The sequence below is a fragment of the Paraburkholderia sp. UYCP14C genome, from assembly GCF_004197395.1.
GTDB lineage: Bacteria > Pseudomonadota > Gammaproteobacteria > Burkholderiales > Burkholderiaceae > Paraburkholderia.
The window spans coordinates 154,267-176,460 of record NZ_SELS01000007.1 but is presented as its reverse complement, the minus strand read 5'-3'; the positions used below and the strand labels follow the sequence as shown (position 1 = coordinate 176,460).

The 22,194-nt window shown below is 64.5% G+C and carries 20 protein-coding genes; 11 read left to right on the top strand and 9 right to left on the bottom strand.

Annotated features, from left to right (window positions below; all coding sequences use genetic code 11):
• A complete protein-coding gene (locus EVC45_RS09100) occupies nt 1-405 on the top strand; it encodes a hypothetical protein (protein WP_129957728.1) in 405 nt (134 codons plus the stop codon).
• Nucleotides 406-450: 45 nt separating this feature from the next.
• Here EVC45_RS09100 and EVC45_RS09095 read toward each other — a convergent pair whose 3' ends face one another.
• Complete coding sequence (locus EVC45_RS09095; RefSeq protein WP_129957660.1) at nt 451-1,359, bottom strand: LysR family transcriptional regulator; 909 nt, start codon at nt 1,357-1,359, stop codon at nt 451-453.
• A gap of 70 nt (nt 1,360-1,429) precedes the next feature.
• On the opposite strand from EVC45_RS09095, the gene EVC45_RS09090 reads away from it, so the two are divergent.
• Both EVC45_RS09090 and EVC45_RS09085 read left to right on the top strand, forming a co-directional pair.
• Entirely contained in the window at nt 1,430-2,254 is an 825-nt protein-coding gene (locus tag EVC45_RS09090; RefSeq protein ID WP_129957659.1) for an NAD(P)H-dependent oxidoreductase, read from the top strand.
• A gap of 156 nt (nt 2,255-2,410) precedes the next feature.
• A complete protein-coding gene (locus EVC45_RS09085) occupies nt 2,411-3,277 on the top strand; it encodes an alpha/beta hydrolase family protein (protein WP_129957658.1) in 867 nt (288 codons plus the stop codon).
• A gap of 20 nt (nt 3,278-3,297) precedes the next feature.
• Here EVC45_RS09085 and EVC45_RS09080 read toward each other — a convergent pair whose 3' ends face one another.
• Nucleotides 3,298-4,590 (bottom strand): aspartate carbamoyltransferase, encoded by a 1,293-nt coding sequence (locus tag EVC45_RS09080; RefSeq protein WP_129957657.1) that lies wholly within the window; start codon nt 4,588-4,590, stop codon nt 3,298-3,300.
• 439 nt (nt 4,591-5,029) lie between these two features.
• Here EVC45_RS09080 and dapA point away from each other — a divergent pair, with 439 nt between their 5' ends.
• Entirely contained in the window at nt 5,030-5,944 is a 915-nt protein-coding gene (gene dapA / locus EVC45_RS09075; protein ID WP_129957656.1) for a 4-hydroxy-tetrahydrodipicolinate synthase, read from the top strand.
• Between the two features lie 130 nt (nt 5,945-6,074).
• On the opposite strand, the gene EVC45_RS09070 is transcribed toward dapA, so the two are convergent.
• Nucleotides 6,075-8,144, bottom strand: coding sequence for a bifunctional diguanylate cyclase/phosphodiesterase (locus tag EVC45_RS09070; RefSeq protein ID WP_129957655.1), 2,070 nt, complete (start codon nt 8,142-8,144; stop codon nt 6,075-6,077).
• Between the two features lie 151 nt (nt 8,145-8,295).
• A complete protein-coding gene (locus EVC45_RS09065) occupies nt 8,296-8,766 on the bottom strand; it encodes a rhodanese-like domain-containing protein (RefSeq protein ID WP_129957654.1) in 471 nt (156 codons plus the stop codon).
• A gap of 128 nt (nt 8,767-8,894) precedes the next feature.
• On the opposite strand from EVC45_RS09065, the gene ftrA reads away from it, so the two are divergent.
• Together ftrA and EVC45_RS09055 are read left to right on the top strand one after the other, a co-directional pair.
• Nucleotides 8,895-9,854, top strand: a complete 960-nt coding sequence (ftrA, locus tag EVC45_RS09060; protein WP_129957653.1) for a transcriptional regulator FtrA — start codon at nt 8,895-8,897, stop codon at nt 9,852-9,854.
• Between the two features lie 215 nt (nt 9,855-10,069).
• The gene (locus tag EVC45_RS09055) at nt 10,070-11,287 is read left to right on the top strand and encodes a DUF2252 domain-containing protein (protein ID WP_129957652.1); all 1,218 of its coding nucleotides are present in this window, start codon (nt 10,070-10,072) and stop codon (nt 11,285-11,287) included.
• A gap of 93 nt (nt 11,288-11,380) precedes the next feature.
• Here the strand turns inward: EVC45_RS09055 and EVC45_RS09050 are convergent, their stop codons facing one another.
• Entirely contained in the window at nt 11,381-12,157 is a 777-nt protein-coding gene (locus EVC45_RS09050) for an SDR family NAD(P)-dependent oxidoreductase (RefSeq protein ID WP_129957651.1), read from the bottom strand.
• 214 nt (nt 12,158-12,371) lie between these two features.
• Between EVC45_RS09050 and EVC45_RS09045 the strand changes: the two genes are divergently transcribed.
• Complete coding sequence (locus tag EVC45_RS09045; RefSeq protein WP_129957727.1) at nt 12,372-13,271, top strand: LysR family transcriptional regulator; 900 nt, start codon at nt 12,372-12,374, stop codon at nt 13,269-13,271.
• 61 nt (nt 13,272-13,332) lie between these two features.
• Here the strand turns inward: EVC45_RS09045 and EVC45_RS09040 are convergent, their stop codons facing one another.
• The 3 genes from EVC45_RS09040 to EVC45_RS09030 all read right to left on the bottom strand — a co-directional run bounded on the left by EVC45_RS09040 (nt 13,333) and on the right by EVC45_RS09030 (nt 16,309).
• Nucleotides 13,333-14,811 carry a DASS family sodium-coupled anion symporter gene (locus tag EVC45_RS09040; RefSeq protein ID WP_129957650.1) on the bottom strand — a complete coding sequence of 493 codons (1,479 nt, stop codon included), beginning with the start codon at nt 14,809-14,811 and terminating at the stop codon, nt 13,333-13,335.
• Between the two features lie 52 nt (nt 14,812-14,863).
• Nucleotides 14,864-15,823: a lactate dehydrogenase gene (locus EVC45_RS09035; protein WP_129957649.1), complete on the bottom strand. Its 960-nt coding sequence runs from the start codon at nt 15,821-15,823 to the stop codon at nt 14,864-14,866.
• Between the two features lie 102 nt (nt 15,824-15,925).
• The gene (locus EVC45_RS09030) at nt 15,926-16,309 is read right to left on the bottom strand and encodes a nuclear transport factor 2 family protein (protein WP_129957648.1); all 384 of its coding nucleotides are present in this window, start codon (nt 16,307-16,309) and stop codon (nt 15,926-15,928) included.
• A gap of 297 nt (nt 16,310-16,606) precedes the next feature.
• Between EVC45_RS09030 and EVC45_RS09025 the strand changes: the two genes are divergently transcribed.
• A complete protein-coding gene (locus tag EVC45_RS09025) occupies nt 16,607-17,851 on the top strand; it encodes a DUF1479 domain-containing protein (RefSeq protein ID WP_129957647.1) in 1,245 nt (414 codons plus the stop codon).
• Nucleotides 17,852-17,933: 82 nt separating this feature from the next.
• On the top strand, nt 17,934-18,242 hold the full coding sequence (locus EVC45_RS09020) for a hypothetical protein (protein ID WP_129957646.1): 309 nt from the start codon (nt 17,934-17,936) through the stop codon (nt 18,240-18,242).
• 114 nt (nt 18,243-18,356) lie between these two features.
• On the opposite strand, the gene EVC45_RS09015 is transcribed toward EVC45_RS09020, so the two are convergent.
• A complete protein-coding gene (locus tag EVC45_RS09015) occupies nt 18,357-19,121 on the bottom strand; it encodes a hypothetical protein (protein WP_129957645.1) in 765 nt (254 codons plus the stop codon).
• Nucleotides 19,122-19,437: 316 nt separating this feature from the next.
• Between EVC45_RS09015 and EVC45_RS09010 the strand changes: the two genes are divergently transcribed.
• Both EVC45_RS09010 and EVC45_RS09005 read left to right on the top strand, forming a co-directional pair.
• A complete protein-coding gene (locus EVC45_RS09010) occupies nt 19,438-20,856 on the top strand; it encodes a GH1 family beta-glucosidase (protein ID WP_373683007.1) in 1,419 nt (472 codons plus the stop codon).
• Between the two features lie 93 nt (nt 20,857-20,949).
• Nucleotides 20,950-22,188, top strand: coding sequence for an ABC transporter substrate-binding protein (locus EVC45_RS09005; RefSeq protein ID WP_129957644.1), 1,239 nt, complete (start codon nt 20,950-20,952; stop codon nt 22,186-22,188).
• The last annotated feature ends 6 nt before the right edge of the window (nt 22,189-22,194 follow it).

Here is a 22,194-nt window from a genome sequence, read left to right as displayed (position 1 = left end):
ATGTTGCTGCCGCTGTCGACCGGTAAGGTGCGGGCATTGTCGCTCGAGAATCACCTGGCGCTAGCTGCCGTTCGGGCCGGAAGGGGCGATTCGCAGCAGATTGTCAATCTGCTGCGTGCCACCTACCTTGCGTTCTATTTGCCGCAGGAAACCGCATCTGGAGCCGACCTCGACCTGTATCGGCAGGCGGAGGCGGCACTGGACGCCTGTGTCGAACGCGCCGAACAGCAGGAGCGGTGGTCACTGTTCGATCATGAACGAAGGGCAGTCGAACGTCTGCTGACCGTGCATGACGAACAGTTGGCCGCGGTACCGTTGCACCGCTACCAGGTAGCCTGGGATCGACTGCAGAGATTCGTCATGAGTATGACGGGCTCTCCCATTCCAGCCACGCAAGCCGCATGACCACGCCTGATCGCCATCCGTCGCTCGGATACATCGCGTCGTCGCTCAAACCGACGCCGCAATAAACTCCCGCAACCACTGATGCGCAGGATCACGATGCACGCGCTCGTGCCACAGCATCGCCATCTCGTAGCCCGGCACCTCGACGGGCGGTTCGACCATGCGCAGCGCGTCCGAGCCGCGCACGAGACGCGCGGGCAGCATCCCCACCAGATCCGTGCTCGCGAGCACCGATTGCATGAACAGAAAGTGCGGCACTGACAGCACGACCTTGCGCGCGAGCCCCACCTTCGCGAGCGCCTCGTCGGTGACGCCGAAAAATCCGCCGCCATCGGGCGACACGATCACATGTTCGAGCTTGCAGAACTGCGCGAGGGTGGGCCGGCGTTTCAGCTTCGGATGACCGGCGCGGCCGACCAGCACGTACCGCTCGGCAAACAGCAGGCGACGGCGCAAGCCCTCGGGCGCGCCTTCGCTCGTATGAAAGCCGAGATCGATGTCGCCCTGTTCGGCCTGGCGCGCGAGCCGCGGCGGTGCCGCCTCGACGATCGCCAGACGCGTGCCGGGCGCCGCCACGCGCAAGCCCGCGAGCATCGGCAGGATGATCGTCGACTCCGCGTAGTCCGTAGCGGCGATGCGCCAGGTTTGCGTCGCCGCGGCCGGATCGAACGGGCTGGTTGGCGCGACCGCGCGCTGCAGTGCGTCGAGCGCTTCGCGCAACGGCTCGCGCAGTTCCTGAGCTTTCGCGGTGGGCCGCATGCCGCGCGGTCCGGGCAATAGCAGCGGATCGCCGAATACGTCGCGCAGTTTCGCCAGATGCACGCTGACCGACGGCTGCGAAAAGTTCAGCCGTTCGGCGGCGCGAGTCACGTTGTGCTCTTCGAGCAGCACGTCGAGCGTGACCAGCAGGTTCAGGTCCAGTCTTCTGAGATTAACCACGGCAATACCTGACATATTGGGAATTCATTTCCAATATACCTCGACGATGCCTATCGTGACTGTTTTCAGCCACGAAGGTCCCATCATGAACGTTCTCATCATCTATGCGCATCCCGAACCGAAATCGTTGAACGGTTCGCTGAAGGACTTTACGGTCCGCCATCTCGAACACGCCGGCCATACGGTGCAGGTATCCGATCTGTACGCGATGAACTGGAAAGCGTCGCTCGATGCGAACGACACCAGCGAGCGCCAAAGCGGCGAGCGCTTCTTCGCGTCGCTCGAATCGAAGCATGCGTTCGAGAATGGCCTGCAGAGCGAGGACATCGCGCGCGAGCAGGACAAGCTGAAATGGGCCGATGCGGTGATCCTGCAGTTTCCGCTGTGGTGGTTCTCGATGCCGGCGATCATGAAGGGCTGGGTGGAGCGCGTCTATGCCTATGGTCTCGCGTATGGCATCGGCGAGCACTCCGATGCGCGCTGGGGCGAGCGTTACGGCGAGGGCCGTTTCGCGGGCAAGCGCGCGATGCTGGTCGTGACGACGGGCGGTTGGGAGTCGCACTACAGCGCACGCGGCATCAACGGTCCGATCGACGACGTGCTGTTCCCGATCCAGCACGGCGTGCTGTATTACCCCGGTTTCGAGGTATTGCCGCCGTTCGTCGTCTACCGCACGAGTCGCGTCGACGAGACGAGGTATGCCGAGGTCAGCGAGGCGCTCGGGCGACGGCTCGACGCGCTGTGGACCGCCACGCCGATCGCATTCCGGCCGCAGAACGGCGGTTCTTACGCGATTCCGGCGCTCACATTGCGGGACGATCTGGCGCCCGGGCAGGTTGGGTTTGCCGCGCACGTCGACGATACGGGCGTCGCGACGGCAACCGAAGCGGATGAGGCGGCTGAAGTCTGACTGGATCGTATGCTTCGCTGAAATTTGGTTGTAAGTCGCCGTTGCTAGAGTCGTCGACGGACATAAGCCGAGGCACGCCGGAGCAGCTTTATTCGGATGCCTGACGAAGGTAAGCAGCCGGAAGCTGGCGGAAAACAAGCGCAAGGGCGACTCACCATGAATCCAGTCCGTACGTTCTGGCTCATTCTGATGCTGATCGGGTCGCCGGCGTGGGCGTTCCAGTCGCGCGTCGTCACGATCCCGAGCGCGGCGATGCATCGGACGTTCGACGCAACCGTCGTGCTGCCCGATCAGTATGCGCGCGGCAACCAGGCCGCGCGCTTTCCGGTCGTCTATGTGCTGCACGGCTCGGGCGGCGATTACACGGACTGGACCGCGAATTCGCATATCGGCAAGCTGGCCGACCGCTATCACGTGATCCTCGTGATGCCCGACGGCGGCCACGAAAGCTGGTATATCGATAGCCCCGTCGATCCGCGCAGCCGCTATGAAACCTACGTGGGCACCGAGGTGGTGGCCTTCATCGACAGCCATTTCCGCACGATTGCGACGAAGCAGGCGCGCGCGATCACGGGCTTGAGCATGGGCGGATTCGGTGCACTGCGCATTGCGCTCGACCGGCCCGACGCGTTCGGCGCGGCGGGCAGCATCAGCGGAGCGGTGGACCCTCGTGGCAGCGAGGACGAGCCCGGCATCGAACGGGTGTTCGGCGACCCGTCGCAACATGTGGACTTCTGGAATAGCGAAGCGATCGTCGCCAGTGCGGAGGATTTCGGCCGCGACCATATCGCGTTGACGATCGATTGCGGCGTGAACGACTCGCTCGTGCAGTCGAACCGTCTGCTGCACGAGCGGCTCGTCGAGCTCGGCGTGCCGCACGATTATGCCGAGCGGCCCGGCGGTCATACATGGAAGTACTGGTCGAACGCGGTCAAATATCAGGTGCTGTTTTTTGCCGGCGCGTTCAGGCAGGCGGCGCGCGAAATGCGTGAAGCGCGCGCCGCGGCCGCGCCCGCTGCCTGACCGGCAGACCGCTGTCCGCGTCAATCGATCCCGTGAAACACCGCGTCGTCCGGGCCGAGATAGACGGGCGGGCGCCACGCGGCATCGCGCATCGAATGCTGGACCAGTTTGTCGACGCCGAGCAGCACCGCGAAAATCGCCATCCGCACCGGAATGCCGTTGTCCGTTTGCCGGAAAATCGCGAGCCGCGAATCGTGATTGAGGTCGGTGCTCAGATCGTTCGCGCCGGGGCGGCTGTCGCGCGGCAGCGGGTGCATGATCAGCGTATCGGCGCCGCACACGCTATCGACGAGCGCCTGGTTGATCTGGAAGTCGGGCGTGTAGCCTTCGAACGACTCGTCGGCAAAGCGCTCCTTCTGGATGCGCGTCGCGTACACGACGTCGGCGCCGCGCAGGCCGTTGCGCAGGTCGTGTGTCTGTTCGATCACGTGACCGTTGCGCGAAATCTGCTCGATGATATAACCCGGCATTTCGAGCGTCGGCGGCGCAATCAGCGTGAACTTGATGCCGCGGTACAGCGCCAGCAGCTTCACCAGCGAATGCACGGTACGGCCGTACTTGAGGTCGCCGACCAGCGCGATGTGCGCGCCGTCGACGATCTTGCCCAGGCGCGAGAACTCACGCTGGATCGTGTACAGGTCGAGCAGCGCCTGGCTCGGATGCTCGCCGGGACCGTCGCCGCCGTTGATCACCGGAACGTTGGTCGCACGCGCGAATTCGGCCACCGAGCCTTGCTCCGGATGGCGGATCACCAGTGCGTCGACGTAGCCGCTCATCACGCGGCTCGTGTCGTAGATCGATTCGCCTTTTGCCATTGACGAAAACGTGAAGCCGGTCGTGTCGCACACCGAGCCGCCGAGCCGGCAGAACGCAGCGCCGAAGCTCACGCGGGTACGCGTGCTCGCCTCGAAGAACAGATTGCCGAGCACCGCGCCTTCGAGCACGCGCGAGATTTTGCGGCGCCGGGCGATCGGCTGCATGATGTCGGCGACGCGAAAGAGCGCCTCGACCGAATCGCGCGAAAACTGATCGACCGACAGCAACTGCGGCTTGCCCTCGAACAGTATCTGGCTCGCGAGCGATTGCGAGTCTACGCTTTGCGTATATCCTTCTCCCGGCTCGGTGTTCGTGACGATCTCCGACACGAAGCGCTCGACGATTTCCGGCATCGCCCGCGATTCCTGCGAGTCGTCCGGCAGCAGCCACGTGTCGAGCGCCCGGCGCGACACGCCGATGCGGTTAGCGAACGTATCGCGCGTCATGTTCAGGCGACGCATCGCATCGCGTAGGAAGGCTTGTTGCGGAACGCTCATGAGGGCACCTGTCGCAAGAGTGGGGTCGGCGGGGGGAGTCAGCAAAACGCGTTGATGTACGCGGTGCGTATATTAGTTTCCCGCGCGTAGAAGTCAAGCGATTTTCTCCGCGAGCGGGTTGGCCAAGCGTCAAGGGCTGTCCGCGCCGTGGGTTTCGCGGTTACACTGCCGTCCATGCACTCCGGCCCCACGTTCCCGCTCCGTTCGTCGACCTTCGCCCGCGCCGCTTTGGCGAGCGCGGCGGTCGCACGCGCGAACGGCGCTTCGCGCAACGTGGGCGCCAAAGCCAAAAAACAGCCGCTCATCTGACCGGAGCACGCTGTTCCGTCGTCAGATGTGCGACGGAACGACCGGTCAACCGCCCGCCTGCGGCTTTCCCCCTTGTTCTCCCTCGCACCGCTGACCCGGAATCGATACGGTCGTCATCGAGGTAGAAAACATGTCTGATTTCTCGGGTATCTGGATTCCGCTGATCACGCCGTTCGCCGACGGCGCCGTCGATCACGCCGCGCTGCGCGCGCTGGTGCGCCGCTATGCGGACGCCGGCGTGGCCGGGCTCGTCGCGCTCGGCACGACCGGCGAGCCCGCCACGCTCGACGCCGCCGAACAGGACGCCGTGCTGGCGACGATTCTCGACGCCGCGCGAGGCGACGCCGAGGCCACCACCAACTCCATCTCCAAATCCAACGCTCAGCGGCGTGCATTGCCGGTGCTGGTCGGCGTGTCGGGCAATCACACGGCGAGCATGCGCGCGCGGATCGAGCAGCTGAATCGGTTGCCGATTGCCGGCGTGTTGATCGCCGCGCCGTATTACACGCGGCCCGCGCAGGCCGGCATCGTCGAGCATTTCAGCGCGCTCGCCGACGCGAGCGCGCATCCGGTCGTGCTCTATGACATTCCGCAGCGCACCGGCGTGCGGCTCGAACTCGACACGCTGCTGACGCTCGCCGCGCATCCGCGAATTCAGGCGATCAAGGATTGCGCCGGTTCGCTCGACACGACGCTCGCGCTGATTCGCGACGGCCGTCTGCAGGTGCTCGCGGGCAACGACCTCGAGCTCTTCACGACGGTGTGCGCGGGCGGAAGCGGGGCGATCGCGGCGTCGGCGCATTGGCGGCCCGAGCGTTTTGTCGCGCTGTACCGTGCGCTGACGGAGGGGCGGCTCGACGAAGGACGGCGCATTTTTCATGCGCTCGTGCCGCAGATCCAGCTCGCGTTCGCGGAACCGAATCCGGCGCCGGTGAAGGCTTTGCTCGCGGCGCGAGGGTGGGTGCGCAACGAACTGCGTCTGCCGATGACGCGCGCGAGCGAGGCATTGACCGAACGGCTCGCGGCGTTAGGGGAGATGCGTTAGGCGATCCGCGCGCGGCGTGTCGAAGCGGAGCGTGAATCGAAGCGAACCGGAGCCAATCGGGGCGAAGCGGCGGTCAATCGGATCGGCCCCGTCAGCCTCGACGCATCGTCAGGCGCGCTGCCCGCTTCGCTCACACGGCCATCATTCTGCCGCGCAGCAGTTCGCCGAAGTCGTTGGCGTTGACCGGCTTGCCGAGCAGGAAGCCCTGCATTTCGTCGCACCTCATCGAGCGCAGCTTGTCGAGCTGCGACTGGGTTTCGACGCCCTCGGCAACCACGTCCATTTCGAGCGAGTGCGCGAGCGCGATGATCGCCGACACGATCGCGCTGCCCGCGGCACCGTTCGCATCGAGACCGTTGGTGAAGAAGCGGTCGATCTTCAACTGCTTCACCTGGAAGCGTTGCAGATACGCGAGGCTCGAATAACCGGTGCCGAAGTCGTCGATCGAGATGTCGAAGCCGCTCGCCTGAAACGCGCGGAACACTTCGACGGTGCGCGCGGCGTCCTGCATCGCGACGCTCTCGGTGATCTCGAACATGATCTGCTCGCACGCGACGCCCTCGGTCCTGACGATGTCGAGGATCGTCTCGACGAGATCCGGCTGCAGCAGCTGACGCGGCGACAGGTTGATCGCCACCTTCATCGCCGGCAGGCCCTGTTTCATCCAGCCGCGAATGCGCCGGCAGGTTTCGCGCACGACCCAGTAGCCGATCTGCACGATCTGCCCGGAGCGCTCGGCGACCGGAATGAATTCGGTCGGCGTCAGCGCGCCCAGCTCCGGATCGTGCAGGCGGATCAGCGCCTCGGCGCCCGCGAGCGCATCGCCGCCGCGCTGAAACTTCGGCTGGAACAGCAGCGAGAAGCGCTCGTTCGCGAAGGCGTCGTGCAGCACTTGCTGGATCTTCAGCGTGCGCGTGGCGGCCTCGTTCATGCTGCGCTCGAAGAAGCGGTAGGTGCCGCGACCCGCGCGCTTCGCTTCGTACATCGCGGCGTCCGCGTGCTGGAGCAGCGTCTCGACGCTGTCGCCATCGCGCGGATAGAGCGCAATGCCGATGCTCGGCATCACCTGCAGCGGTTGCTCGTCGCTCCAGGTGCCCTGGCGCATCCGCTCGAGCACGCCGTCTGCGAGCGCGGCCGCGTCGTCGCCGCACGTCAGCTGCTCCGCGAGCACGACGAACTCGTCGCCGCCGAGCCGCGCGACGGTGTCGCTCGATCGCACGCATTGCTGCAGGCGTTGTGCGAAGGCGGACAGCACCGCATCGCCGGCCGAGTGGCCGAGCGAATCGTTGATCGTCTTGAAGCCGTCCAGATCCATGAACAGCACCGCGAACGACGTGCGCTGGCGACGCGCGCCGCTAATCGCGCGTTCGATCCGCTCGGTCAGCGTCGCGCGGTTCGGCAGGCCCGTCAGCACGTCGAGCGTCGCGAGCCGCACGATCTGGCCATTCAGCTTCGACACCGCGCCGAGCAGGAAGGTGGTGCGCACGTCGAAGCGCGACAGCATCAGCGTGACGATCAGCACCGCGAACGTGAGCAGGATTAGCGAGGTCGCGAGCCAGTGCGCGTCGATGTCGTTGGCCGCGCCGCAGATCGCGCCGGGCGCGAAGTCGGCGGCGGCCATGCCCGTGTAGTGCATGCCGCTGATCGCGACGCCCATCACCAGCGCCGCGGCGAGACGTTTGCGCGCGATATGGCGCTCGTGTTCGTTGCTGAGCGCGCGCGCCATCCACAGCGCGGCGCTCGACGCGCCGATCGCGATCGCGATCGAGGCCGCGAACCACACCGGCTGGTAGTGGATCGCGGGCGCCATGCGCAGCGCCGCCATGCCGGTGTAATGCATGCCGGCGATACCGATCCCCATCGCCACGCCGCCCGTCAGCAGCCGGCCCGGTGTCAGGCGCTGCTGGGTCGTCATGAAGAGCGCCAGATACGAAGCGCCGATCGCGAGGGCCAGCGAACAGGCGGTCATCGCGAGGTCGTAGCCGAGCGGGATCGGCAGCGAGAACGCGAGCATCGCGATGAAGTGCATCGACCAGATGCCGACGCCGAGCGCGAGCGCGCCGCCGAGCCGCCATGCATGCCGTCGGCGCGCCGAGGCAAGCAGGAAGATGCGGCCCGTCAGATCGAGCGCGGTGTACGACGCGAGCGTCGCGACCGCGAACGAAATCGCCACGAGCCAAAAATTGTAAGAACTCTGCATGTTGGGTCCGCCGGGAGGAATGCGGCTGGACACGTTATCGGCACTTTTCCAACTTTGTTTAACTAATTTGCGATTGGCTAACAGGGGCCAAAACAGGCTCGCGGCCCATGGCGGATGCCGCACTCGAAGTCGTGTCGGAGTGCGGGCCGTGCTAGGCAGCGGAGTGCGGATCCAACCGCGAATCGGGCGGCGGATCGTCGTCCTGATGGCTCAGCGCGAAGCCTTCGTCGAGCCAGCCGGTGACGCCGCCGGCCATCAGCTTGACGGGCCGGCCAAGCTGGGCGAGCCGCAGTGCGCCACGCGCCGCGCCGTTGCAGTGCGGGCCGGCGCAGTAGGTGACGAACAGCGTGTCCGGCGCATAAGCCGCGAGCTTCGACGCGACGATCTTGCCGTGCGGCAGATTCAGCGCGCCCGGCACGTGGCCCTGCGCGAACAGCGCGGGACTGCGCACGTCGAGCAGCACGAAGCCGGGCGCGCCGCTCGCGAGCGCGGCGTGGACGTCGGCGCAGTCGGTTTCGAAGCGCAGCGACGCGTGGAAATGCGCGAGCGCGGCGGCGCTGTCGGCGGCGGGGATCGCGGTGACGGCGTTCGGGGCGGCGGTGATGGAGTGGTCGTGAGTCATGGCGATGAAGGGGAGTTGATCGGCTGGTCCAGCGGGCGAGTGTCAGACGTTTCAGGCACGGTCGATTGTGGCGGGCGGCCGGTCGCCCGGTAAGTGGCGTGATCGTCAATCTCCGGTAACATCGCGCCATGCACAATCATCTCGTCGTCGCGTTGGCCTACGACCGGCTCTGCACCTTCGAATTCGGCTGCGTGACCGAACTGTTCGCGCTCGAACGTCCCGAGCTCGGCGTGCCGTGGTATCGCTTCGCGGTCTGCGCGGCCGAGCCCGCTCCGATCCGCGCGGCGGGCGGCATCACGCTGGCCGCGCCGTACACGCTGAGGCTGCTCGCGAGCGCCGACACGATCGTGATTCCGGGTTGGCGCGATGCCGACGAAGTGCCGCCGGCCGCGCTGCTGCGCAAGCTTCGCGCGGCCTACGAGCGCGGCGCGCGGCTCTGCTCGATCTGCTCGGGCGTGTTCGTGCTGGCGGCGGCCGGCGTGCTCGACGGCAAGACCGTGACGACCCACTGGCGCTATGCGGACAAGTTGCAGCAGCGCTATCCGCAACTGCGCGTGCAACCCGATGCGCTGTATGTCGATGAAGGGCAGGTGATCACGTCGGCGGGATCGGCGGCCGGGCTCGACATGCTGCTGCATCTGGTGCGGCGCGATCATGGCAGCGCGGTCGCCAATCGCGTCGCGCAACGGCTGGTGGTGCCGCCGCATCGCGAGGGTGGCCAGGCTCAGTTCGTGCCGCGTCCGATGCCGCACGACGAAAGCGGACGTATCGCGAAGCTGATGGACTGGGTGCGCAGCCATGCGGCCGAGCCGCATACGCTGCGCTCGCTCGCCGGGCGCGCGGCGATGAGCCCGCGCACGCTGCAACGGCAGTTCCACGACGCGACCGGCATGGCGCCTTATGAATGGCTCGTCAGGGAGCGCGTCGCGCTTGCGCGTGAGTTGCTCGAAGGCGCGACGCCGCTGCCGATGGCGCGCGTCGCCGAGCTGGCGGGGTTCGGGTCGGAGGAGTCGTTGCGGCGGCATTTTCGCCGGATCGCGCTGACGAGTCCGGGGGCGTATCGGCGCAGGTTTGGCGGGCAGAGGTGAGCTTGCTGACGGCGCATTCCCGACGCGTAGCTCGCGGCGGGTCTACGCGCCTTCCAGACTCACGGCTTGCCTCACCTCGTGCCGCTCGTGGTGGCGTTGGCGCTGGTCACTTCGCTGCATGCGGGTTGAACCCGCATTGAATTCGCGGCACGCGCCGAGGTCACAGCACCAGGCATGAAGCTCACGACGAGCTTGCTCATTGAACGGAACCCGCTATGTCCGATATCGCAAAGATCATCAACAGTTTCAACGCCGGACGCGACCCCGAACGGCTCGCGATGAAATACAAGGCCATGCGCGGCTCGCCGTTCGTGTTTCTGCGCGGCACCTGTCATCTGTTCTATCAGCGTCTGCCGCGCGCGAAGGTGCTCGACGACGCGCCGCACGTGTGGATTTGCGGCGACATGCATCTGGAGAATTTCGGCAGCTACAAGGGCGACAATCGCCTCGTCTATTTCGACAACAACGACTTCGACGAAGCCTGTCTGGCGCCGGCTCCCTACGAGCTCGTGCGTCTGTTGACGAGCGTGCTGGTCGGCGCGGGCGACCTGAAGCTGAGCCGCGCTGAAGCGCTCGCGCTATGCCACACCGCGCTCGATGCCTACGGCGCCGCGCTCGCGTTCGGCAAGTCGCGCTGGATCGAGGCGGAGACCGCGAACGGTATGGTCCGCGATCTGTTCGTCGCGCTTGCGAGCCGCACGCGCGCCGCGCATCTCGACAGGCGCACCGTGCTCAAGGGCAAGACGCGCATGCTCAAGGTCGACGGCAAGAAAGCGCTGCCCGTCAGCGACGAACGACGCGCGGCGGTCGTGCAGTTCATGCAGCAGTTCGCGGCGGCGGAGCCGAATCCCGAGTTCTACCGCACGCTCGATGTCGCGCGCCGCATCGCGGGGACGGGCAGCCTCGGTGTCGATCGTTACGTGATTCTCGTCGAGGGCAAGGGCTCGCCCGATGGCAACTACCTGATCGATCTGAAAGAGTCGCTGCCATCGTCGGTGAGTGCGCACGTAACGGCAACGCAGCCGAAGTGGCAGACCGAGGCGCAGCGTGTCGTCGAAGTGCAGAGGCGCAATCAGGCGGTCTCGCAGGCCTTTTTGCACGCGGTCGAATTCAACCGGCGCTCCTATGTGCTGCGGAGTTTGCAGCCGTCGGAAGATCGGGTCGCGCTGGCCGACTGGGACGGCAAGCTGCCGCGCCTCGAGGCAGTGATCAACAGCATGGCCGAGTTGAGCGCGTGGGCGCATCTGCGCAGCGGAGGGCGGCAGAAGTCGGCGATCGCGGATGATCTGATCGCGTTTGGTAGCCGGCGCGATTGGCAACTGCCGTTGATCGATCTCGCGACGCAGTGCGAGGCGCAGGTCGTCGCGGACTGGAAGGCCTATTGCGAAGCTTATGATCGGGGGGCCTTCGAGGCGAGCGGCACGGGCAAGTGAAGCGCTGCCTGGAGCGCTGGCGCGGATAGCGAATTAATGGACCGGGTCTGTCCCGGTCTTTGCCGCGCCAGCGGGATCGCGAATGACCTCAGGTCAGGCGACCGAGTAACCCCCGTCAGCGACGAGCGCATGACCCGACACGTAGCTCGAGTCGTCGGAGGCGAGAAACGCGACGATCGTCGCCATCTCTTCGGCCGAACCCCAGCGGCCGGCCGGCGTGCCGGCGGCGAACTGCTGTTGAGCTTCGACCGACGGCCAGATGCCGCGATGATGAAACGGCGTCTCGATCAAACCCGGGCACAGCGCGTTCACGCGCACGCCCTTGCGGAACCACTCGATCGATGCCGTTTTCGTCATGCCGACCACCGCGTGCTTGCTGGCGATGTACACCGACGCGTTCTCGAAGCCGATCAGGCCGCCCATCGAGGCATTGTTGATGATGCTGCCGGAGCCCTGCGCGAGCATCACTTCGGCTTCGTACTTCATCGAGTTCAGCACGCCGCGCACGTTCGGCTCGAACACCCTGTCGAAGCTCTCGGCGTTCTGTTCGAGCAGCGGTGCGAACACGCCCTCGGTTCCCGCATTGTTGAAGGCGATGTCGAGGCGGCCGTAGGTCTCTACCGTGTAGTCGACGAGACGCTTGATATCGGCTTCCTTCGACACGTCCGCGGCGATGGCCGCTGCTTCGCCCCCTTCAGCGACGATCTGCTGCACGAGCTGGTCGAGCTCGTCCTTGCGACGGGCCGCAACAACTACCTTCGCACCGCGCCGTGCGAGTTCGAGGGCCGAAGCGCGGCCGATGCCGGAGCTTGCGCCGGTTACCAGTGCAATCTTTCCTTCGAGCTGCCGTGGTGTGCTGATCGTGTTCATGATGTCGTCCTTTGATTCGGTGGCAATGCCGCCAGGTGGTTGATCTGGCGTGCCGCGAAGAGCTTCGTCGCGGCACGTCTGGAACCCAGTATGGAGATTCGCCACCCGCAAGTGAATGGAATACTCGCGCATTCACAATTCCGGTTTTGGGAATGTTCAGTCAGCCGTCGAAATGGAATACTGTGCATTCTCCGTTCTCGACATGGGAATAGTCGTGCTCAACCGACTCGACCTGCTGAAGATCTTCCTCGCCGCCGCGTCGAGCACGAGCTTCCGCGAAGCCGCCGCGCGGCTCGGGGTTTCACCGCAAGTGGTCACGCGTGCGATTCGTGAGCTGGAACAGCAACTGAAGGAAACCCTGTTCCATCGCAATACGCGGCGCGTGCAGATCACGACGTTCGGCCAGTCGTTCGTCGTCAACGCGCAGGCCGCATTAGCCGCGGTCGACGGTCTGTTCGGGCTCGCATCCACGCGCGACGAAGCAACGGGCATCGTGCGCATAACGGCGCCTTCGGGCCTCGGTCGCCACTACGTCCAGCCGATCCTGATGGATTTGATGGTCCGTCACCCGGGTCTCACTCCCGACCTCAGGCTGGCGGATGCGCCCTCGGCTGTCGTCGATGAACAGATCGACATTGGCGTGCGGGTGGGCGCGATTGGCGACAACCGGTTCGTCGCGCGCGCGATCGGTCCGTTGCCCGTATGGACGGTCGGGTCACCCGCATTGATCGAACGGGTGGGGGAACCGAGGAACCTGAAGGAACTGGAAACGCGGCCCGTTACGTGCCTGATCGATCCGGCAAGCGGTCGTCCGTGGCCGTGGGTGTTTCGCGGCGAGCGTCACTTTCAGCCCGCTTCGCCTGCGTTCGTGACCAACGACACTTCCGTGGAAATCGAGGCTGCGTGCGCGGGTGCCGGATTCAGCCAATGTACCGAATATCTGATTCGGCCTTACGTTCAGCGAGGCCAACTCGTGCGGGTTCTACCTCGGCTCGATCCCGAGCCCTGGAAGCTTTACGTCTACCGTCCGCAACGCGGCCCGGTAGCGAGGCGAGTTCGCGTCGTGTTCGAAGAACTGATCGCCAGACTTCCGTTGGCGACATCGCGTGAATAGTTTGTGCGTGCTTCCCGATGCGCGTGGGCCGTACGCCCCGCGCGTCGAAACTCGCGCTGCCTCAAATATGGCCCAGCACCTTCCACCAAAGCGGCCCAACCACCAGCCACGCGAGCATGTAAAACAGGCTCATCAAAAAGCCCGCCTTCCACCATTCGCCCTGGGTCACATAGCCGGCACCGAACATCACCGGACCTGAGCCGATGCCATATTGCGTCAGGCAACCGTTCACATTGCTCAGAATCCCGAGGGAGACCGCGGCGACGAAGGGCGGGATGCCGGCGGCGACCATCAGTGCCATCGAAAGTGGAAACAGTGCGCTGATATGCGCGGTGGCGCTGGCGAAAAAGTAGTGAATGTAGACGTAGATCGCCGCCACCAGCATATAGACGGCCAGCCTCGGAAAGCCCGCGAGGTGCTGGCCGAATTCCTTGCCGAACCAGTTCACCATGCCATATTCGTTGAGCTTGGAGGCCAGCATGATCAGCAGGCCGATCCAGATCATCGTGTCCCACGCGGCTTTCTCGTTCAGCGCGTCCTGCCACGTCAGCACGCCGCTGATGAACAGCAGCGAAACGCCGATCGCCGCCGCGAGCGTCGCGCCGACGCCGAGATCGTCGCCGAACACCCACAGCACCAGCAGCCCGACGAAGATGCACGCCATGATGATCTCTTTGACCGAGATCGGGCCCATCGTTGCAAGCTCTCGTTGCGCGAGGTCGGTCGCATCGGGCGTGCGTCTGACATGCGGCGGGACGATCCACAGCATGAAGATCGGAATGACGGCGAGACACAGCAGACCGGGGACGGACGCCGCCACCGCCCAGTCGAGCCAGCTGATCGACACGCCCTGGTCCGCGGCGAGCTTGACCGCGAGCGGATTGCCCGCCATCGCCGTGATGAACATGCCCGCCGTGATGATGTTCGCGTGGAACGCGCACAGAATCAGATAGCGTCCCACCTTCGCGCGGGATTGCGGGTCGTCGGCGTGACTGCCCAGCACTTCGGAAATGGCTCGCGTGATCGGCAGCATCACGCCGCCCGCGCGCGCGGTGATGCTCGGCATCGCGGGGGAGATCACGAGTTCGGTCAACACGAGCCCGTAGCCGAGCCCGGTCGTGCGCTTTCCCAGCAAGCGCATGAACAGAAGCGCGATCCGGCGGCCAAGGCCGGTCTTGATCACGCCGCGTGAAATGAAAAACGCGAGCATCACGAGCCAGACGAGGTCGGTGCCGGTGGATCGGGTGACGTCGGCAAAGGTCAGAACGCCGAGCAGCACGCCGACGGTCGAGCCGATGATGGCCACCACCGACATCGGCAGCGGCGCGGTCATGATGCCGGCAATGGTCGCGACGAACACGGCGAACATGTGCCACGCCTTCGGTTGCAGGCCCGCGGGCGCGGGCAGGAACCACAGCACGACGCCGACCGCGATCGGCACCAGATATTTCCAGACGCCGGCCGGCAGCCCGACCGAGGGCTTCGGCGTGGTGGGCGGGGAGCCGGGGGGCTGTGAAGCCTTGGCGGGTGTGGGAGCCATGATGGACCTCGTGCCGGCGTGGCTGGGTAGTTTCGGAGTGCGCGGGAAAGCGTCACCGCTCGTGGAGCACGTTTTGCGTCGCCTCCTTGACGATGCGCGCGCTGCCCAGCAAGGCCGCGCGCTCGACAGGGTCGAGTTCCGGATAGGCGATCAAGCGCGCACCTTCGCCATTGACGACCATCGGCAGCGACACGCACACGTCCGGTATGCCTTCCACTTCGGGCTGGACGATGCCGACCGTGAGGATCAGATCGGTGTCGTGCACGATGGCCTCGCAGATCCTGCCTATCGCGCTGGCGATGCCGTAATGGGTGGCGCCTTTGCCTTCCTTGATGAGCTTGGCCGCCTCATGAACGGAGCGCAGGATCAGATCCCTGCTGGCGGGTCCCAGCTCCTTGCCGTTCCTCGTCAGGAAGGTTTCGAGAGGCATGCCGCAAACCGTCGCGGCCGACCACTGGATCACCGCCGATTCGCCGTGCTCGCCGAGCACGTAGGCGTGAATCGCGGAGGCCACCACGCCGAGGCGCTCGGACAGCAGGGAGCGCAGCCGGCCGGTGTCGAGCGAGGTGCCGGTGCTGATGACGCGCTCGCGCTCGCAGCGCAGTTGGTCGCGCAGTTGGTCGTAGACGGCGCCGGTCAGCACGTCGCACGGGTTGGTCGCGATCAGATAGATGGCGTCGGGCGCGAGCGGCGCGATGCGCGCGACGATTCCGGCCGCGATGTCCGCATTGGTTCTGGCAAGGTGCAGGCGAGTCTCGCCGGGTTTGACGCCGGCGCCGGCCGTGATCACGACGATGTCGGCGTCACGCGCGTCTTCGTAGTCCCCCGCGCGAAAACGGCTGTGCCCCCAGAATGCCGCCGCGTGGGCGAGATCCAGAACCTGTCCTTCGGCGCGCACCCGCGCGACGTCGATGATGACGACTTTCGCGCTCGGAATCGCCAACGCCACGAACAGGGCTGCCGATCCTCCGACCAGCCCCGCGCCGACGATAACGATCTTGGCCTGCCGCATCGCGAACCTCATCAAGTTCGGCCTTCAGCCCCCGGAATCATGGTCGCACGCGGACGTTTCGCTTCAATCGGACCTTGGTCCTACATGGCCGCGGCGCGTTTTTCACGCGGTCCGCTCGACCCATTGACTGCGCCAATCCGGCGCCTCGAACGGATCCGCGAAATACTGGGTCTCGTGGACGACCTTGCCCTCGCGAAACTCCATCACGCTGACCGTGTAAGCGATGCGCTCCTGATAGTTGATCGTGTACTCGGTGACCCACAGATTGCCCTCTCCTTGCATTCGCCGGATCGCGAAGCCCGATGGCTTGCCGGGATGATGGCCGCGCAGAGCCTGCAAATTGGCTCGTCCGTGGATCCGCTCGCCTGATTGCGGATAGTCGCAGATCGCATCGTCGGCGTAGATCGCGTGTTCGGCGTCGAGATCGCCGTCCGCCGACGCTCGCCAATGTGCGTTCAAGGCTTCGCGTATCGATTGTTCATTCATGGAGCGCCTCCAGAACCGGATGTTGCAGTCGACCAGCCGCGCGTGGTCGTCGCGTTGAAATTCTCGCCGCTAGTGGCGTAGTCTGCGCCATAAAATCACTGGCTCGTTACTTGCCCAAAAATACTCCCCCAGACGTGCAAAAACGTCCCGGACCGCCGGCCGGCGCGCGGCCGAAATCCACATGTTCGAAAGCGGCTTTCTTGTCTGAAACCGTCAAATAGTTGACCGGAAAGTATCACGCACGCGTCGTTCGTTCGCGTACGCTTCAAGCATCAGAAACCCCTTGGAGACGATGCAATGGCCTTGCAAATCGACGACCTGCCGGCAGCCATCCGCCAAGCGAAGCGCGAACTGCGCGAGATGCTGCCGAACTACCGCGAAGTATTCGCCGAGGTCGACGCGGCGATGACGCAGGAGGCGGAGCGCATCGCGACGCTGCGTGACCGGGGCGAGCCGGTCATTCCGGAAATCCAGTTCGCCGACATCGTGGCGAACCGCGTCACCGACGAGCAGATCGCGCTCGTCAAGACTCGCGGCGCGTGTGTGATCCGCAAGGTGTTCGACCGGTCGCTGGTCGAACAGTGGGATCGGGACATCGCGGACTACGTCGAGCGCAACGGCCTCGACGCCAAGCTGCTGAATCGCGCGGAAGACAAGTACTTCGGTCAGCTCGCGTCGAGCAAGCCGCAAATCTACGGCGTGTACTGGTCGAAACCGCAGGTGCTCGCGCGCCAGTCGACCGAGCTCACGCAGGCTCGCGTGTTCCTGAACCGGCTGTGGCGCACCGAGAGTGAAGGGCGCGTGCATTTCGATCCGAACCATGTGCCGGTGTATGCGGACCGCCTGCGTCGCCGGCCGCCCGGATCGGAATCTCTCGGCTTGTCGGCGCATTGCGATGGCGGTTCGGTGGAGCGCTGGATCGAATCGAACTTCCGCAAGGTCTACCGGCATGTGTTCTCGGGCCACTGGCGCGACTACGATCCGTTCGACGCCGCGTGGCGAACCGACGTCGAGGAGATCGCTTCGCCGGCGGTCTGCTCGATGTTCCGTACGTTTCAAGGCTGGACCGCGCTGACGCCGCAGGGTCCCGGCGACGGCACGCTGCAATTGGTGCCGATGGCGAACTCGATGGTCTATATCCTGCTGCGCGCGCTTCAGGATGATGTCGCTGAAGACGATCTCTGCGGAGCGATGCCGGGGCGCGCGCTGTCGATCAAGTCCGAGTACCACGCGCCGCTGTTTCATGCGCTGTCGTCGATTCCGCTGATGCAGGCGGGCGACACGGTGTTCTGGCATAGCGACGTCATTCACGCGGTCGAGGACGCGCATCGCGGCAACGGCTATAGCAACGTGATGTATATCGCTTCGCTGCCGGCCTGCGCGAAGAACGATGCGTACCTGAAGCGGCAACTGCCGAGTTTTCTGGAAGGTAAAAGCCCGCCGGATTTTCCGGCCGATCATTTCGAAGTCGATTTCGCCGGCCGCGCGACGGCGGACGATCTCACCGAGCTTGGCCGTTCGCAAATGGGCTTCGATTTGTGAGCGAAAAGGGTGTGGCCGCCTCTGGAGCGGGGGCAGAACTTGCTGTTGCTCCAGCATGACGACAACCTAAGGAGGGCCGGCCATGGCCACCACACCGAACAAGGATGAAAACCCGATCCGGCCGGATCAGTCAGACGTCGTGCAGACGGATCTGCCCGACGCTATTTCCGTGCGTTCGGCTCCGATCCGGGCAAGGCGGGCAAGCTGCGTCAAGACGCGCTTCCCGGCGACGACCAGACCGCGATCCGGGAAGCCAGTTGGCGCGCGGTCGATCAAGGCGGCGGCTGGATCGAATTCAACGGACGGCACCCCGTCACGAAGCAACCGGTGGAAGAAATCGGCTACATTGCGCCCGCAATGGGTGGCCGCTGGGCGGTTCAGTGCAGCGTGAATCGTGGCGATGGATTGATGCCGAAGCGCAGCGCTTGAGCGCGAAGCCGGCTGCTCGAAGTCGGGTGCCCGTCGTCGCGACGAAACTCAGGAACGCAGGTCGATGCCTGGCAGTTCAGTCTTCGTCCTCGTCGTCGAAATCGTCCTGGTGCCCGTTATGTGAGCCTTTTTCTTTCTGCGAAACCGGTTTGCAATCGCCGTTTTTGTCGATGCGAATTTTCTTGTCGTCATCCTTAATTTCGTTATTGTTTTTGTCCTTCACCTTCCTGTCGATGTCGACCACATCGGTGGTCGAGGTGTCAGACGCGACGCTATAGGAAATATCGACCGAGCCCACTGGCTGCTGCATGGTCTTATCCGAATACTCCGTGCCCGTGGCAAGCGTGCCTGAGTCGCCCGGCACGACAGAAGGTGGGTACGTGTAAGGCGGAATCACATCGACGGTACCGTCATTGTTGATTGCACCGACTTCGGCGAAGGTCGCCGGATCGGTGAGGATCTGTTTCGTCTCCGTGATCGGAATGGACACGCCGTTCTGAACCACAGTCTCGGTGAAGGTTTCGGCAGTTTGAAGGACAGCTGCGCCGTTGAACGTCGCTGGCGTGGGTGCGGAGTCGACAAGCGTTCCAGAACCGGTAACGGGAACGGCGTCCATCGTGCCCGTAACGGAGAACGCGGTCGACGTGCCGTTCTCCACCTGAGAAGCGACGGCTGCCCGGAGCGGCACCGAAACCGGTTGTTGGGACGTCGCGCTAGATGGGCCGATGCTGCCTCCGCAGGCTCCGAGCAGAAGAGCCGGGGCAGCGACCATCAGGTTCCCAGGGCGAAATTTGGGCCGCAAAGTTGAGGTAAAAGTCCTCGCCGTCATCGAATATTCCATGGCGTACTCCCGGATATTTTGCAGACGAAACGATGCTGTCCATTCACCCTATACGGCCGCGCATCTTCGTACAATTGGACCTTGGTCCCATAGGCGTCGCTGCATGAACTGCACGCCGATGCGCTCCGCATCACCCTCGCGCACATGCCACAAACCCTCTCCAGACAAACCCGGATTGCTGCGCCGATTTCCCCGCTGCTATCGTTCGCTGGACAGTGTGGAAGCGCTTCCACTTAAGCGTTCACAGTAAGCTCGAACGCGAGCGCCTCGAGTTCCACCACACCCGATTCAACGACCTCAAGGCAGGAGAGAATCCGTGGAAAACGACGCACCCGCAGTCATCGACGCGGCCCATCAAAACGCTCACGGCAACCCGCACACCGATCCGTTCACACCCCCCGCCGATTCGTCGCTGTGGCGCCAGGACTTTCTGCTCGGCGCGGCTACCGCGTCGTATCAGATCGAAGGCGCGATCCACGAAGACGGCCGCCTGCCGTCGATCTGGGATACCTTCTCGGCCACCCCGGGCAAAGTGTTGGCCGGCGACACCGGCGCCGTCGCGTGCGATCACTATCATCGCTGGGAACAGGACATCGACCTGCTCGCGGGCCTCGGCCTCGAAGCGTACCGGCTGTCGACCGCGTGGCCGCGCGTGATGGACGAAAACGGCGCGCCGAACCGCAAGGGGCTCGACTTCTACAAGCGCCTGCTGGAACGGCTCAAAGAGAAGAACATCACCACCTTCGTCACGCTGTATCACTGGGATCTGCCTCAGCATCTGGAGGATCGCGGCGGCTGGCTCAATCGCGAAACCGCGTACCGGTTCGCCGATTACGCGGATCTGATGAGCCGCGAACTGCACGGTCTCGTCGATGCGTGGGCGACGCTGAACGAGCCGTGGTGTTCCGCGTTCCTCGGCTACGGCAACGGCCATCATGCGCCGGGACTCTCGAAGCTGCGTTACGCCACCCAGGCGATGCATCATCTGCTGCTCGCGCATGGCCTCGCGATTCCGGCGCTGCGCGCGAACGACCCGCGCTCGCACAAGGGCATCGTCGCGAACGTCGGGCGCGGCACGCCGAACAGCAACAGCGCCGCCGACCGTCGCGCGGCCGAACTGTTCGAAGTCCAGCACAACGCATGGATTCTCGATCCGCTGTTCAAGGGCGAGTATCCGCGAGACCTGTTCGAGCTGTGGCCGCAAACCGAGCCGCTGGTGCTCGAAGGCGACCTGCAGACGATCAATACGCCGCTCGACTTCCTCGGCATCAACTATTATTTCCGCACCAACGTGGCGAGCGACGGCGGGCACGGTTTCAAGGACGTACCGCTCGCAGGTGTCGAACGTACGCAGATGGGATGGGAGGTTTACCCTGACGGTCTGCGCGATCTGTTGATCGGTTTCAAGGATACCTATGCGAATCTGCCGCCGATCTACATCACCGAGAACGGCATGGCATCAGATGACGAGGTGATCGACGGCCGCGTCGACGACACGCAGCGCATCTCGTTCCTGAAGCGCCATCTCGCAGCGGTCGATCAGGCGATCAAGGCGGGCGTCGACGTGCGCGGCTACTTCCTGTGGTCGCTGATGGACAACTTCGAGTGGGCTTTCGGCTATGAGCGGCGCTTCGGCATCGTGCACGTCGACTACCAGACGCAGAAGCGCACGATCAAGCGCAGCGCGGAGCTGGTGTCGAAATTCCTCGAAGATCGCAATGCGCAGGCGCAATAAATACAATCACAACGACGTAGCAACGATGTAAAACCGGGTGGAGCTGGTTGGTATTTCGATTGACACACGGGCACTAAGCCTGGAGGAGACGGAATGAACGGCAACAGAATGGTCTTGCGAGGCGTAGTTGCGGCACTGGCGCTGTATGGCGTCGTCGCGCACGCGGAGCCGCTCAAGGCTAACGTAATTCACTGGTGGACCTCGGGCGGCGAATCGGCCGCGATTCGGCAGTTCGCCGTCGCGTACGACAAGGCCGGCGGCCAATGGGTCGACAACGCGGTGGCGGGTGGCGACCAGGCGCGCGCCACCGCGATCAACCGGATCGTCGGTGGCGATCCACCCACCGCCGCCCAGTTCAATACGTCGAAGCAGTTTCACGATCTGATCGATCAGGGACTCCTGAATAACGTCGACGACGTCGCCGCGAAAGAAAACTGGAACGGCATTTTCCCGCAGTCGATTCTCGACAGCATCCGCGTGAAGGGCCATTACTACGCGGCGCCGGTCGACATCCATATGCCGGCGTGGTTCTTCTACTCGAAGCCGGTGTTCCAGAAAGCGGGCATCGCGAGTGAGCCGAAAAGCTACGACGAGTTCCTCGCCGATCTCGGCAAGCTGAAGAGCGCGGGCGTGATTCCGCTCGCGTTCGGCGGCCAGCCGTGGCAGGAGAAGATCACGTTCGACGCGGTGCTCGCCGATGTGGGCGGCCCGGACCTGTATATGAAGGTCTATCGCGATCACGATCAGAACGCGGTGAACTCCGAAGCGTTCAAGAAGGTGCTCGTGTCGTTCAAGAAGCTGCACGATTACGTCGACCCGGGCTCGCCCGGCCGTAACTGGAACGACGCGACCGCGCTCGTCACCTCGGGCAAGGCCGGTGTGCAGATCATGGGCGACTGGGCGAAGGGCGAGTTCGTCGCGGCGAATCAAACGGCGGGCAAGGACTTCGGCTGCTTCCCGGGCTTCGGTCCGCGTTCGCCGTATCTGGTCGCGGGCGACGTGTTCGTGTTCCCGAAGACCGACAGCGCGTCGGCGATCAAGGCGCAGAATCTGCTCGCCACGGTGATGACCTCGCCGTCCGCGCAGGTCGCGTTCAGCGCGAAGAAGGGCTCGATTCCGATCCGGGGTGACGTGGACGAAAGCAGCCTCGACATCTGCGCGAAGGAGGGCATCGCGATCATGAAGGACAAGTCGCGCCAGTTGCCGAATCCGGAAATGCTGCTGTCGCCCGATACGCAGGGTGCGCTGACTGACGTCGTGACGAACTTCTGGAACAAGAACGAGTCCGTCGACGACGCGCAGAAAGCATTCGCCAGCGCGTTGAAGGGATAGGCCTCG